Origin of the sequence: Ensifer sp. B1-9, assembly GCF_050474445.1 — a bacterium.
In the GTDB taxonomy this organism is placed as follows: domain Bacteria; phylum Pseudomonadota; class Alphaproteobacteria; order Rhizobiales; family Rhizobiaceae; genus Ensifer.
Map to the genome: position 1 here is coordinate 274,889 of NZ_JBCHVG010000010.1, position 14,346 is coordinate 289,234.

The 14,346-nt window shown below is 64.0% G+C and carries 10 protein-coding genes and 1 pseudogene; 5 read left to right on the forward strand and 6 right to left on the reverse strand.

Features of this window, described 5'->3' with window-relative positions:
* Positions 1-9 precede the first annotated feature (9 nt).
* From fdhF to ACQ5BM_RS20385, 3 genes are read left to right on the forward strand one after another with little or no spacing between them, the layout of a single operon-like run.
* Positions 10-2,889, forward strand: coding sequence for a formate dehydrogenase subunit alpha (gene fdhF, locus ACQ5BM_RS20375; protein ID WP_429815089.1), 2,880 nt, complete (start codon positions 10-12; stop codon positions 2,887-2,889).
* A 21-nt stretch (positions 2,890-2,910) separates the two neighbouring features.
* Positions 2,911-3,750 carry a formate dehydrogenase accessory sulfurtransferase FdhD gene (fdhD, locus tag ACQ5BM_RS20380; protein ID WP_429815091.1) on the forward strand — a complete coding sequence of 280 codons (840 nt, stop codon included), beginning with the start codon at positions 2,911-2,913 and terminating at the stop codon, positions 3,748-3,750.
* Entirely contained in the window at positions 3,740-3,973 is a 234-nt protein-coding gene (locus ACQ5BM_RS20385; RefSeq protein ID WP_427347776.1) for a formate dehydrogenase subunit delta, read from the forward strand. Before fdhD ends, ACQ5BM_RS20385 begins: the two co-directional genes overlap by 11 nt.
* Before the next feature lie 146 nt (positions 3,974-4,119).
* Here ACQ5BM_RS20385 and ACQ5BM_RS20390 read toward each other — a convergent pair whose 3' ends face one another.
* The 4 genes from ACQ5BM_RS20390 to rocF form a co-directional block, all read right to left on the reverse strand.
* A complete protein-coding gene (locus ACQ5BM_RS20390; protein WP_429815095.1) occupies positions 4,120-5,904 on the reverse strand; it encodes a methyl-accepting chemotaxis protein in 1,785 nt (594 codons plus the stop codon).
* A gap of 420 nt (positions 5,905-6,324) precedes the next feature.
* Positions 6,325-6,804 carry a chemotaxis protein CheW gene (locus tag ACQ5BM_RS20395; protein ID WP_429815098.1) on the reverse strand — a complete coding sequence of 160 codons (480 nt, stop codon included), beginning with the start codon at positions 6,802-6,804 and terminating at the stop codon, positions 6,325-6,327.
* 286 nt (positions 6,805-7,090) lie between these two features.
* Positions 7,091-8,296 carry an ornithine--oxo-acid transaminase gene (gene rocD / locus ACQ5BM_RS20400; protein ID WP_429815100.1) on the reverse strand — a complete coding sequence of 402 codons (1,206 nt, stop codon included), beginning with the start codon at positions 8,294-8,296 and terminating at the stop codon, positions 7,091-7,093.
* A gap of 22 nt (positions 8,297-8,318) precedes the next feature.
* The gene (gene rocF / locus ACQ5BM_RS20405; protein WP_429815102.1) at positions 8,319-9,242 is read right to left on the reverse strand and encodes an arginase; all 924 of its coding nucleotides are present in this window, start codon (positions 9,240-9,242) and stop codon (positions 8,319-8,321) included.
* 155 nt (positions 9,243-9,397) lie between these two features.
* On the opposite strand from rocF, the gene ACQ5BM_RS20410 reads away from it, so the two are divergent.
* Together ACQ5BM_RS20410 and ACQ5BM_RS20415 are read left to right on the forward strand one after the other, a co-directional pair.
* The gene (locus tag ACQ5BM_RS20410; RefSeq protein ID WP_429815105.1) at positions 9,398-9,832 is read left to right on the forward strand and encodes an Lrp/AsnC family transcriptional regulator; all 435 of its coding nucleotides are present in this window, start codon (positions 9,398-9,400) and stop codon (positions 9,830-9,832) included.
* A gap of 112 nt (positions 9,833-9,944) precedes the next feature.
* Entirely contained in the window at positions 9,945-10,427 is a 483-nt protein-coding gene (locus ACQ5BM_RS20415) for a VOC family protein (protein ID WP_429815108.1), read from the forward strand.
* Positions 10,428-10,502: 75 nt separating this feature from the next.
* On the opposite strand, the gene ACQ5BM_RS20420 is transcribed toward ACQ5BM_RS20415, so the two are convergent.
* Together ACQ5BM_RS20420 and ACQ5BM_RS20425 are read right to left on the reverse strand one after the other, a co-directional pair.
* Entirely contained in the window at positions 10,503-11,294 is a 792-nt protein-coding gene (locus tag ACQ5BM_RS20420; RefSeq protein WP_429815111.1) for an APH(3') family aminoglycoside O-phosphotransferase, read from the reverse strand.
* A 192-nt stretch (positions 11,295-11,486) separates the two neighbouring features.
* Positions 11,487-14,303, reverse strand: a pseudogene (locus ACQ5BM_RS20425) (translocation/assembly module TamB domain-containing protein); the annotation flags it as partial.
* Positions 14,304-14,346: the final 43 nt, after the last annotated feature.

Genomic DNA, 14,346 nt, shown 5'->3' on the forward strand with positions numbered 1-14,346 from the left:
AGGAAGACCATGTCTCTCATTCATGAAATCGACTACGGCACTCCCGCTTCCAAGTCCGAAAAGCTGGTGACGCTGACGATCGACGGGCGCGAGGTCACCGTGCCTGAGGGTACCTCGATCATGCGCGCGGCGATGGACGCGGGCATCGAGGTGCCAAAGCTCTGCGCCTCCGACATGATGGATGCCTTCGGCTCCTGCCGGCTCTGTCTCGTCGAGATCAAGGGACGCGCCGGCATGCCGGCCTCGTGCACGACGCCGGTGGCGGCCGGCATCGAAGTCTCCACCCAGACACCACGGCTGAAGGACGTTCGCCGCGGGGTGATGGAACTCTATATCTCCGACCACCCGCTCGACTGTCTGACCTGTGCGGCCAATGGCGATTGCGAACTGCAGGACATGGCCGGCGCCGTCGGTCTGCGCGACGTGCGCTATGGCTACGATGGCGAGAACCACGTCACTGCGCGCAACAATGGCGAAATCAACGCCAAGTGGATGCCGAAGGACGAGTCCAATCCCTATTTCACCTATGACCCGGCGAAATGCATCGTCTGCTCGCGTTGCGTGCGCGCCTGCGAGGAAGTGCAGGGCACCTTTGCGTTGACGATCGGCGGCCGCGGATTCGACAGCCGCGTATCGGCCGGCATGGCGGAAGACTTCATGTCGTCGGAATGCGTGTCCTGCGGCGCCTGCGTGCAGGCCTGCCCGACGGCGACGCTCACGGAAAAATCGGTCATCGAGATCGGCCAACCGGAACATTCGGTCGTCACCACCTGCGCCTATTGCGGCGTCGGCTGCTCGTTCAAGGCGGAAATGCGCGGCGAGGAACTGGTGCGCATGGTGCCGTGGAAGGACGGCCAGGCGAACCGCGGCCATTCCTGCGTCAAGGGCCGCTTCGCCTATGGTTATTCCAACCACAAGGACCGCATCCTCAATCCGATGATCCGCGAGAAGATCACCGATCCCTGGCGTGAGGTCACCTGGGAGGAGGCCTATGCGCATGTGGCCTCCGAATTCCGCCGGATCCAGTATCAGTACGGCCGTGATTCCGTCGGCGGCATCACCTCGTCGCGTTGCACCAATGAAGAGACCTATCTGGTACAGAAGCTGGTACGCGCCGGCTTCGGCAACAACAATGTCGATACCTGCGCCCGCGTCTGCCATTCGCCGACCGGCTACGGTCTCGGCCAGGCCTTCGGCACCTCTGCCGGCACGCAGAACTTCGACAGTGTCGAGTTCACCGACGTCGCCGTCATCATCGGCGCCAACCCGACCGACGGTCACCCGGTCTTCGGTTCGCGGCTGAAGAAACGCTTGCGCGAAGGCGCCAAGCTGATCGTCATCGATCCGCGCCGCACCGACATCGTGCGCTCGCCACATGTGGAGGCCGCCTATCACCTGCCGCTGAAGCCCGGCACCAATGTCGCGATCCTGACGGCGATCGCGCATGTGATCGTCACCGAGGGGCTTGCCGACGAGAAATTCATCCGCGAGCGCTGCGACTGGTCGGAGTACGAGGACTGGGCCGCCTTCGTCGCCGAACCGCATCACAGCCCGGAGGCGACCGAAGCCTATACCGGCGTGCCGGCCGAGCTCGTGCGCGGTGCCGCGCGGCTCTATGCCACCGGCGGCAACGGCGCGATCTACTATGGTCTCGGCGTCACCGAGCACAGCCAGGGATCGACGACGGTCATGGCGATCGCCAACCTCGCCATGGTCACCGGCAATATCGGCCGGCCGGGTGTCGGCGTGAACCCGCTGCGCGGCCAGAACAACGTTCAGGGCTCCTGCGACATGGGTTCGTTCCCGCACGAGCTGCCGGGCTACCGCCATATCTCTGATGACGCGACCCGCGAGACCTTCGAGAAGCTCTGGGGCGTCGAGATTTCAAGCGAGCCTGGCCTGCGCATCCCCAACATGCTCGATGCCGCCGTCGACGGCACCTTCAAGGCCCTCTACATCCAGGGCGAGGACATCCTGCAGTCGGATCCGGACACCAAGCATGTGGCCGCCGGTCTCGCCGCGATGGAATGCGTCGTCGTGCACGACCTCTTCCTCAACGAAACCGCGAACTATGCCCATGTCTTCCTGCCGGGCTCGACCTTCCTGGAAAAGGACGGCACCTTCACCAATGCCGAGCGCCGCATCAACCGGGTGCGCAAGGTGATGACGCCGAAGAACGGCTATGCCGACTGGGAGGTCACGCAGAAGCTCGCTCAGGCCATGGGGCTTGACTGGAACTATCGCCACCCGTCCGAGATCATGGACGAGATTGCCGCGACGACGCCGAGTTTCGCGCTGGTCTCCTATGACTATCTCGACAAGATGGGCTCGGTGCAGTGGCCCTGCAACGAGGCGCATCCCGAAGGTTCGCCGATCATGCATGTCGACGGGTTCGTGCGCGGCAAGGGCAAGTTCATCCGCACCGAATATGTCGCGACCGACGAGCGCACCGGTCCGCGCTTCCCGTTGCTGCTCACCACGGGCCGCATCCTCAGCCAGTACAATGTCGGCGCCCAGACGCGGCGCACCGACAATGTCGCCTGGCACGCGGAGGACCGGCTGGAGATCCATCCGCACGATGCCGAACAGCGCGGCATCCGCGATGGCGACTGGATCAGGCTTGCTAGCCGCGCCGGGGAAACGACGCTCCGCTCGCTGATCACCGATCGCGTGGCGCCCGGCGTCGTCTACACCACCTTCCACCACCCGTCGACGCAGGCGAACGTCATCACCACCGACTTCTCCGATTGGGCCACCAACTGCCCGGAATACAAGGTGACGGCGGTGCAGGTGATGCCGTCGAACGGTCCGTCCGACTGGCAGGTGGACTATGACGAGCAGGCCCGCCAGTCGCGCCGGATTGCCGGCAAGCTGGAGGCGGCGGAGTGATGGCCCGCACTGCGATCGATCATGGCGACGTTTAAGACATCCAAAACCGTTCCCGAGGCCGCCCGTCGCAACGGCGCGCTTCGGGACGGTGTGCGGGCCGTGCCGGAGGAAACGCCTGTCGCCTTCTCCTATGGCGGCTCGACCCATGCGGTGATGATGGCGACGCCCGGCGATCTCGAGGATTTCGCCGTCGGCTTCAGCCTGACCGAAGGCATCATCACGGATCCCGGCCAGATCGAAGCGGTCGAGGTCGTCGCCGAGACGGTGGCGAACAATCTCGGCATCGACCTGCAGATTGCGCTTCGCGACGAAGAGAACGATATGCTCCGCCGGCGTCGCCGGCACATGGCGGGTCCGGTCGGATGTGGCCTGTGCGGCATCGAATCGATCGAGCAGGCGGTGCGGCCGACTCCGGATGTTTCCCGTTCGAAGTTGATACTGTCGCAGGAGGATGTGGTCTCGGCCGTGGCGCTGCTCAACGGCCAGCAGCCGCTGCATTTCGAGACGCGTGCCGTGCACGGTGCCGCCTTCTTTGTGCCGGGACGCGGCCTGATCGCCGTGCGCGAGGACGTCGGACGGCACAATGCGCTCGACAAGCTGGTGGGTGCTGCCGCGCGCGCCGGCTTCAAGGGCAGCGAAGGCGCAGTCGTCGTCACCAGCCGTGTGTCCGTCGAGATGGTGCAGAAGACGGCGGTTGTCGGCAGTCCCGTGATCATCGCCATTTCTGCGCCGACAGCGCTTGCCATCCGCACGGCGGAGGCCGCAGGCATGACGCTGGTTGCGCTGGTGCGCGGCGACGAATTCGAAATTTTCACCCATGCCGAACGCATCAAGTCCGGAGCCGTCGCCGATGTCGCATGACAACACCAACGCCAAGCTGATCTACATGGCGAACCAGATCGCCACCTTCTTCAAGAGCCAGCCTGAGAGCGAGGCGGCGCAGGGCGTTGCCACCCATATCAACAAGTACTGGGAGCCGCGCATGCGGCGAAAATTGTTCGAGCATATCGACGAGGGCGGCGAAGGCCTGACGCCGCTGGTGCTGGAGGCGGCCGCAAAGATCAAGCGTCCCGAAGCGGCCTAGACTGCCTTCCTCACCCGCAAAAGCTTTCTGCGCGCTCATCGACAGCGCGTTTTCCCAAGCGGGCACTCTCCTGAAAAGATCTAAGGGAAGGCGGCTACCGGTCGCCGCCTTCCCCATTCCCGAGCGCGGGGTGCAGGGATGTGCGCTCAGAAATTCTGCCAGCCGTCTGCGGCTGATGCCGCAGCAAGGCTTGTTCGTTGCCTGCCGCGCAGGGCGCGGGCCGTCGCATGCAGGCGTGACGGCTGCCCGCGATCTTCGAGGTGGCGGTTCGCGTCGACGACCTGGCCCTGCTCGCCGTAGCGGAACTGGCAGAGCAATTCGTGCAGGGCTTCGGCCTCGCGGGCCATGGCGTGACTTGCGGCCGTGCTTTCCTCGACCATGGCGGCGTTCTGCTGGGTCGCCTGGTCCATCGAATTGACCGCCTGGTTGATCTCCTTGAGACCTGTGGACTGCTCCCGTGCCGCTTCCACGATCGCCGAGACGTTGGCGTTGATCTCCTGGACCTGGACGAGGATTTCTTCGAGCGCCGCCCCGGTCTGGCCGACCAGCGACACACCGTTCTTGACGTGTTCGGTCGAGGTGCCGATCAGCGCCTTGATGTCCTTGGCGGCACTGGCCGAGCGCTGCGCCAGCTCGCGCACCTCCTGGGCGACGACGGCAAAGCCCTTGCCGGCTTCACCAGCCCGCGCCGCCTCGACGCCGGCGTTCAGCGCCAAGAGGTTGGTCTGGAACGCGATGTCGTCGATCACGCCGATGATGTTGGAGATTTCGCGGGAAGACTGTTCGATCTGGTCCATGGCGCCGATCGCGCTCTTGACCACATTGCCGGAGCGTTCGGCACCGGCCTTGGTCTTGGCGACGAGGCCTCCCGCCTCCTCGGCGCGGCGGCTGGAGTCCGAGACGGTCGTGGTGATCTCGTCGAGCGCCGCGGCGGTCTCTTCCACGGAAGCGGCCTGCTGTTCGGTGCGTTTCGACAGGTCGTCGGCGGCGGCTCGGATCTCGCGGGCGCCGGAGGCGATCGCGCTGGCATTGTCGCCGACGGTCCGCATCGCCCCGCGCAACTTGGCGGTCGCATCGTTGAAGTCGGTGCGCACCGCTTCCATGCTTGGCACGAACGGCGTGTCGAGGTTTCGCGTCAGATCGCCTTCGGCGAGCGCCCGCAGGCCCGCGCCGAGGCTGTTGATGGCGCTCATGCGTTCGCTGACATCGGTCGCGAACTTGACGACCTTGTAGACCTTGCCGCTGAAGTCGCGGATCGGGTTATAGGCCGCCTGGATCCAGATTTCCTTGCCGCCCTTGCCGTAGCGCACGAACTCGTTGGAGAAGAACTCGCCGGCGGCCAGCCGCTTCCAGAAGTCGGCATATTCGGCAGTGCGGGCATAGTTCGGTTCGCAGAACATGCTGTGGTGCTTGCCCTGGATTTCCTGGAGACTGTAGCCGAGCGCGGCGCAGAAGTTTTCGTTGGCGGTCAGGATCTCGCCCGATGGCGTGAACTCGATCACGGCCTGGGAGCGGGAGATCGCATCCAGCTTGCCGGCATCTTCGGTGGCCCTTGCCTTGGCAGCAGTGATGTCGCTGGCGAACTTGACCACCTTATAGGGCTTGCCGTTGCGAAGGACCGGGTTGTAGGTCGCCTGGATCCAGATTTCGCGGCCGCCCTTGGCAACACGCTTGTAGGCATTGGCGTCGAATTCGCCGCGGCCGAGCCGGGCCCAGAAGTCGCGGTATTCCTGCGTCTGGGTATGGTCGGCGGAGCAGAACATGCGGTGATGTTGGCCGACGATTTCGCTGAGGTTGTAACCGAGGGCCTGGCAGAAATTCTCATTGGCAGTCAGGATCTTGCCGGTCAGGTCGAACTGGATGATGGCCTGCGACTTCGAGAGCGCGGCGATGATCTGGTTCGCGTCTGCAATTTTTCCGAGAGCGAACATTATAACCCTCTTCTCGTTTGTTGGCTCAAGCCGGGGGCTTCGTGCCTCCTTTGACAGGGTTTGCGGGGCCGAAGCGGCGCAACTCCCGGACTAAGACAAATGCCGGCCCGGCCGAAAAATGTGTGGTCGTCCCGCGCCGGCCTACGGGGTCAGCGACTTCGTGCTTCGTGAGGGGAGTTCGAACTGCGGGGCTTCATGCCCAGGCGCCGTGTTGATGCAATCTAGGTTAGTGACAGGACTATTAAGCAGGTGTTAAAATAGCGACTATCAAATTTCAGTTGTAAGAACTCGTAGATCGCAATTTTAGTTGAATTAGCTCTTCCTGTTTTTCTGCAGTATTGCCCTCTGGCTGAGCAAATAACCAACAAAAAACCGCCCGACGAGACGCCGGACGGCCGTGAATGTCGCTGACCTGTTAATTTAGGCGGCCAGTTCCTCGACGTCGCGTTCCTTGAACATGCGGGCGAGGTTCAGGAAGCAGATCATGCCGCTCTCATTGGCGATGATGCCTTCGGCGAAGCTCTTGTCGAAGGATGCGGTCACTTCCGGCACCGGCTGGACCTGGCTGCCCTGGACGGTGAGGATGTCGGAGACCCGGTCGACGACGAGGCCGATCACCATGTTGTGCACTTCGGCGACGACGATGGCGCTGCGTTCGTTGGCCGTCGTCGATTTCATGCCGAGCTTGTGGGCGAGGTCGATGATCGGGATCACCGTGCCGCGCAGGTTCATGACACCGATCACTTCCGGCGGCGAATGCGGAATGGGGGTGGAGGGCGCCCAGCCGCGGATTTCGCGGATCGTCGTCGTCTTGACGCAGAATTCCTGATCGTGGAGGCGGAACGCAATGATCTCCAGCGTCTCGCCGTCGAAACCGGCCGTCCTGATTGTGTTGGTCATCGAAGGTCCTTCCAGCTTTCCGGTCGACGCCTATGGACGCGACACCGCCAAACTCAAGAAATCTCCGCATGGCTGCCGGCGCTGGGAGCGCGGCGATGGTCCGTTGGGGAGAGATCCTTACAGTCCGCCGATCACATCCGGCGGGGCGCAGCTGCATCATGCGCGGAAGAACCGCTTTGCGCTTTGGGAAGGGACTATAGGCCGGGATTCGTTAAGACTTGCTTTTGCAGCCGCTCACGAACCAATCCGCCCCGAGGTTGCCCCCGGGGCGGAGGATTGAAACGGGTCAGGCGGAGGCGAGGACCGCCGCGAAGTGCTCTACGGCCCAATCCACCTGGTCGGCGGTGATGACGAGCGGCGGGGCGATGCGAATGGTGTCGCCGTGGGTGTCCTTGGCGAGGATGCCGCGCTCCTTCAGCGCCTCGCAATATTTGCGGGCGCCGCCGGCCTCCGGCACCAGCTCCACCGCCAGCATCAGGCCGCGACCGCGCACTTCCTTGATGATGTTGGAGCGGATGTCGGTGAGCCCCTTCTGGAAGCGCTCGCCCATCCGTGCCGAATTCTCGATCATGCCTTCCTCGGTCAGCGCTTTCAGCGCCGCACGGGCAATGGCGCAGGCGAGCGGGTTGCCGCCGAAGGTCGAGCCGTGCTGGCCGGGCTTCAACACGCCCAGAACTTCCGAATTGGAGAGCACGGCCGAAACCGGATAGAAGCCGCCGGAGAGAGCCTTGCCGATCAGCGTCACGTCGGCCTCGATGCCTTCGTGCTCTTCGGCGAGCAGCTTGCCCGTGCGGCCGAGGCCGGTCTGGATTTCATCGAGGATCAGCGTGATCCCATGCTTGGTGCAGAGCTCGCGGATGGCGGTGAAGTAGCCGGCCGGCGGAACGATGACGCCGGCTTCGCCCTGGATCGGCTCGACGAGGAAGGCAACGGTGTTCTCGTTGATCGCGGCGCGGAAGGCGTCGATGTCACCGAAAGGCACGACCTTGAAGCCGGGGGCGAAGGGGCCGAAGCCGGTGCGGGCGTCCGGATCGGTCGAAAAGCCGACGATGCCCATGGTGCGGCCATGGAAGTTGTTGGCGCACACGATGATCTCCGCCCTGTTCTCGGCGACACCCTTGACCTCGTAGCCCCACTTGCGCACCGCCTTGACGGCGGTTTCGACGGCTTCGGCGCCGGAGTTCATCGGCAGTACCTTGTGCGAGCCGGTCAGAGCCGCAATCTCTTCGTAGAAATGGGCGAGCTGGTCGTTGCGGAAGGCGCGGGAGGTGAGCGTCAGCTTCTGCGCCTGCTCCATCATCGCCTTCAGGATCTTCGGATGGCAGTGGCCCTGATTGACGGCGGAATAGGCCGAGAGGCAATCGAGGTAGCGATTGCCCTCCATGTCCCAGACATAGACGCCTTCGCCGCGTGAGAGCACCACGTCGAGCGGCTTGTAGTTATGCGCGCCGAGCCGGTACTCGGTTTCGATCAGGGCTGCCGTCGTATTCATACATTGTCCTCCGTTTGTTATCTCAGGCGCTGCGGGTCGGCCGGTCGAGCACACGGCGGCCGAAGAGGCTCGCCGTCAGTTCGACCAGGATGCGCGCGCTCTTGCCGCGGTCGTCGAGGAAAGGGTTGAGCTCGACGACGTCGAGCGAGGAAACCAGCCCGCTTTCCCAGAGCATTTCCATGATCAGGTGCGCTTCGCGGAAGGTGGCGCCGCCGGGAACGGTGGTGCCGACGCCCGGCGCGAGTTCCGGGTCCATGAAATCGACGTCGAGGCTGACATGCAGCAGGCCGTTGGCGGCACGAACCTCTTCGAGGATCTGGCGCATGATGTGGGCCATGCCGAGTTCGTCGACGGCGCGCATGTCATAGACGCGCACGCCATGCTCGGTGATCTCTTCGCGCTCGCGATCGTCGACGGAGCGGATGCCGACCTGGAAGACATTCTTCGGATCGACCAACGGGCGATCAGCCGGCAGGATCGGGGCGAATTCCGCTTCGCCACAGAAATAGGCGACCGGCATGCCGTGCATGTTGCCCGAAGGCGAGGTCGACGGGGAATTGAAGTCGGCGTGGGCGTCGAGCCAGAGCACGAAGAGCGGCCGGCCGACTTCGGCGGCGTAACGCGCCATGCCGGAGACGCTGCCCATGGAGAGCGCGTGGTCGCCGCCGAGGATGATCGGGAAGTGGCCCTGGCGAACCGTGTCGTGCACGGAATCATGCAGCGCGCGGGCGAAGGCGGCGACGATCTGCAGATTGTTGGCGCCGGGGTGGTTGGCGAGGTCGCGGGCCGGCAGCGGCTTGACGTCGCCTTCGTCGTGAACCGTGTGGCCGAGGTCGCGCAGCACCGTGTCGATGCCGGCGATGCGCAGCGCCGTCGGCCCCATGGCCGCGCCGCGTCGTCCAGAACCTTCTTCGATGGGTGCGCCGATCAGCGTGATGGTCGTCATATCCGCCCGATTCCTTCTCAAGATAATTCCGTGTGTGCCCGGTTGGGATCGCGCGGATTATGGCCAAAATGCGTGTCAGCAAAAAGATGGAAAACTGCCGATTAGTGAGATAAAATCGACAGATTGATAAGCAACATTTTACAAAGTGACAGGCAATGGATGATCTCGATCAGGCACTGATCAGCGCCTTGCGCCAGAATGCGCGCATTCCCGTTTCGACGCTATCGGAAATGACGGGCGTCTCGCGCGCGACCGTTGCCGCCCGTATCGACAGGCTGGTCGCCAGTGGCACGATTGCCGCCTTTACCATCCGCACCGGCGCGGAAATTCCCGCTTCCGGGGTCCGCGCCGTGGTGATGATCGAAGTCCACGGAAAGATGGCCGACCGTGTTGCCGAGCAATTGCGCGGCTTGCCACAGGTCCGCGCACTGCACAGCACCAACGGCCGCTGGGACTTCATCGCCGAGCTCGAGGACCGCGACCTCGTCTCCTTCGACGAGACGCTGCGGCGCATCCGCCTGATCGACGGCATCACCGTCACGGAGACCAATATCCTGTTGAAAACCAGCAAGATGACCGGCGCATTCTGAGCGGTTTGCTCCACCCTGAGCCGGTAACGAAATCGGATCCCGGAGTCGATTTGTTCTTGCTTTGTTCTAGTGTTTCGCTATGATGTGCGCCTCACCCAAGATGGAGGATGTCATGGTTGCCAATGGCGGCAGGCTTGCCGATCGGCAGATCTGTGTGAAGCTGTTTGTCAGGCATGGCGACGAGGATCGCGCCATCGCCTTTTATCGCGAGGCGCTCGGCGCCGAGCTCCTGCAGCGGCATGAATGGCCGAGCGGGATCCTCACGAGCGCGGATTTGAGGATCGGGGAATCGGTGTTCCGGATTGCCGGGGCCAACCCGCGCCGTGATGCGGAACCCGAGCTTGGGGGACCGCGCTCGCCGCATGCGCTCGGTACCACGGCGGTGATCCTGGAACTGCATGTGCGGGATGTCGATCGTGTCATCGGCCGGGCGATCGGTGCCGGTGCCAGCCTTCGGAACCCGGCCGAAACCTTGTCGACGGGCGATCGTGTCGGTGCCTTCATCGATCCCTTCGGCCATATCTGGGCGCTGTTCAATGCCATTGAGGATGCCGACATCGTCGATCTGAGCATCGAGGCCCGCAACGCCGCCTGAGGCGTTGCGGGCCTTTCGCTACATTGCTGCGTGCTTGGGCGGACATGTTGGTCGCCGCGCGTTAATCAGCGGTCATCAGAAGAACTCGTCGAGCAGGCAGTAGAAGTCGCGTTTGTCGGGATCGTCCGTGTCGATGCCGTAGGCGGCCAGAAACGGCTCAACCCATTCCTCGCCGAGATTGTGGGTGATGCTGCGGCAGGCAAGCGCGATGTCCTGGTAGCGATCGGCGACGCCCAGCCGGCTGCAATCGATGAAGCCGGAAAACCGGCCATCCTTCTCGATGATGTTCGGCAGGCAGGCGTCACCGTGGGTGACCACGAGCGTGTCGGGCGAGGGCAAGCGGGCTTGCAGCTCGGCAAAGAGATCGGTCGCCGTTCGACCGATCCTCGTTTCATCGAAATCGTCTTCATCGACAAGGCCGGCTTCGGTGCGCGCGCTCGCAAGGGCGATGCGCCTTTCGATCCGGTGATCGAAAGGGCAGCCGGCGACATCCAGCGCATGCAGGCGTTTCAGGGCGTCCGCCAGGATGGCGATCCGGTCCCTTGGCGGCCGCGTCGTGGACGCGAGGTCGGTGCCCTCGACGGCCCGCAGCAGCAGCCAGTTCGTTTCCGTTTCGAAGGCGCGGGCGATCACTCGCGGGCACGGCATGCCCTGCGACGCCAGCCAATCGAGCCGCGCCGCTTCGTCGACATATTCACCGAAGGGGCTGGCAGCCTCGACCTTCAGCACCAGCATCGGGCGATCTGGCGCCTGCAGCAGAAAGATGCTCGAGTCCGATTGTCCGAGCGTGTCGCGGTTCCAGTCATACCCGGCAACGAGCGGCCGGAAATTCTCGGGCAATTCGAGATGCGGTTTTTGGGAAGACAAGACGATCACCTGAAAAATGAATGAAGCAAATTGGCCGCGATGGCGGCCGACGCCGATGTAGGCTCGCTGCGGCGGCAATTCCACACGTGATGTGCGCGCATTCACGCGGACCGGGATCGTATTCGGTCCGCGGGCCGTATTTTAATCTGGTCAGACTGTCGTCGGGGAGAGCGCTGCCAGGCAAGTCGCCGCTCAATACTCCTTCTCGAAGAAGATGCCGCCCGCTGCGGAGCCGTCGCCGGCGGCGGAGCCCTTGAGCTTCACGCCCTTGCCGACATCGAGATTGATGACTGCCTTGCTGGAAGAGGAATCGGAGCCCTGCTGCAGCTCGATATAGGTCCGGTCGTTGAGATATTTGCCGGCCCGCACCGAGGCGCCGCCCTTCTCGTCGGTGGTGACGTCGAGGTCGTCGACGCCGAGCTTGTTGCGCAGGCCGTCGAGCAGCGACGTCGAGCCGCCACCGGCAAGCTGGCTGACGGCGGAGGCGAGCTGGGCGATCTGGAAGGCCGAGAGGTTCGACAGCGACCGGTTGAAGATGAGCTGCGCCAGGATCTCGTCCTGCGGCAGCGCCGGCGATGACGAAAAACCGATCTGCGGATTGTTGGCCATCCCCGAGACCGAGACGGTGATGGTCGTCGCGCCGACGCTCGAGGTTGCCTTCAGATTCAGTGTCGGGATCAGATCGCCGCCGAAGCCGATCTTGCCCTCGGTGAAGGTCAGGCGTTTGCCGAGGATTTCCAGCCGGCCGCGGCGCATTTCGAAGCCGCCGGATACGATCGGCTGCACCGCGGTGCCACGGATCGTCAGGTCGCCGCCGAGTTCGGCGTCGATGCCGCGGCCGCGCACGAAGACCTGGTTGGCACCGACGCCGAGATCGAAGGCGATGACGCCGCTGGCATTGGCGCCGGCAGCCGGCACCTCGTCCCTGCGCAGATCCTTGACCATCTTCTGCACCTTGGCGGGCGCGTTCTTGTGCTTGATGTCGATCGCCGAGAGCGAGGTCGGCAGCTTCTCGGGAATGGTGATCGACGCCTTGCGGATCGTCACCTTGCCGCCGAGCGTCGGGGTCGCGACCAGCGGACCGGTCAGCGTCATTTCGCCGGCAAGATTGGCGTTGAACAGCGTGCCGTCGACGTAAGTTGCATTGTTCAGGCGGATCGTCAGGTTGGCCGGGAAACCGGAGCCTGGAACCGTGCCGACAGTGCCAGTCGCCTCGATCGAGCCGCCGGTCGCGAGATTGGCCGAGAGCTTCGAGATCGTCGCTTGCTTGCCGTCGAGCGAGACATTCGCCGTGAGGTCGTTGAGCGCCAGATTGCGGCGCACGTCGACGAGCCGGCCGCCAGCGGTCGTGACGGTGCCGGCGATTTGCGGCGCCTTGGCGGAGCCGGAAATCGAAAGGTCGATGCCCGCCTGGCCCGTCAGCGTGAAGCCTTTATCCGCCATCAGGTTGGCAATGAGGGCAAAGGGGAGGTTGCCGTTGAACTTCATCGCGATGGGCATGTTGCCGCCGATATCGACATTGCCGCCGCCCTTGAAGGAGAGGCCGCCGGCGCCCGAAAGCGTCGTGTCGAGCGTTACCTTGTTGTTGGCGAACTTGCCGTCGGCGGCGATGTCGAAGGCGGCGACCCCGGCCGTGCGTGCCGCGGCGAGCGAAGCGCCGGACCACTTGAGGTCGTAGGTAACAACCGGAGCCGATGCTGCACTATCGACATCGACGGTGCCGGCAATCGTGCCCTCGGCGCTGAGGTCCGGCGCGAAGGCATTGATCAACGCCGCCGGAAGGGCGTTGAGTTTCGCAGCGATGTCGAGTTTTTCGCCGGCGGTGCCGTTGACGGCGATGGTCCCCTTCGATGCCTGGATCGTCAGCGCGTTGAGGTGGACGACGCCGTTTTCGATGGCAATGACCGTCGGCTGGGCCAGCTTCAGTGGGATGCCCTTCGGCGTCGCGCCGAAGGAGGCGAGCCGAATTTCCGTGCGTCCCTTCGCACTCGTGAGATCGCCCTTGGCCGCGAGCGGACCGCCGTCATATTTACCGTCGATCGAGAAGCCGGTGCGCCCGGCCTGCTGCTGGAAAGCGACGGCGAGACCGTCGACCCGGTTTGGCCCTTGCGCGATCGTCTCGGCGCGCACGCTGCCTTTGATGGCAAGGGCGGCCACATCGGAGATCGTGATATCTGCGGTCGGCTTGGCAATCGTCAGGGCGTCGCGCTTGATGCCGCTGCCGCCGGCCTTGACGACGACGGAGGTGATGCCGTTTGCGGTCTTGATTGCGGCCGACCCGTTGAGATCGCCCGAAGCCTTCTGTCCAGCCATGGCTGCCAGCAGGCCAAGATCGGGCAGGTTGAAATCGATCGTGCCGTCCGGCTTGAAGTCCGGGGTGAAACTGATCGCACCGGTCAGCTTGTTCTCGCCGATCCGGGCTTCGAGCACGGGGATCGCGGTGCGCCCGTCCTTCGAGACGACGTCGGCCTTGACGTCGATTGCCTGGCCGTCGAGCGCGCCGGTGGCGGTCAGGCTCGCCTGCGGGCTTGATGGGTTGGCCTTCGCGTCGGCCCTGATCGTAAGATCGCTGAGCGTGCGTCCGGCGAGCGTGGCGCCGCTCGAGGTCAGTTCGGCCTTGATGCCGAGCTCGGCGAGCGGGCCGGTCACCGCTGCCGTGAAGTCAGCCTCGCCCTTGGCGTCGGCCAGGAGCTTGCCGAGATTGGGTAGTTTTCCCTTGAGATCGGTCGTCAACTGGCCCTGAGCCAGGGCGACGGTGCCGGCTGCTTCGATCGTGCTCGATTTGAGCTCGAGACCCTCCACGGAAACGTCGCCGTCGCTCGTCGTCTTTACTTCCCCGGCAAGCGCGATGGTGCCGTCGAACTTGGCCGCAGCGGCCGGCGGCAGGGCTCCCGGAACGGCAAAGAGCTTGAAGGCGGCGGCGACGGTGTTTTCTTCTCGCGAGAAGGCGCCCGTGAGCGAGCCGCCAATGCCGGGGCTTTCGATCGTCACCGGATCGAAGCCTATGCTCTCCTTCGTCACCGCGAGGCTGGCGTCAACCTTCATCGGCGCC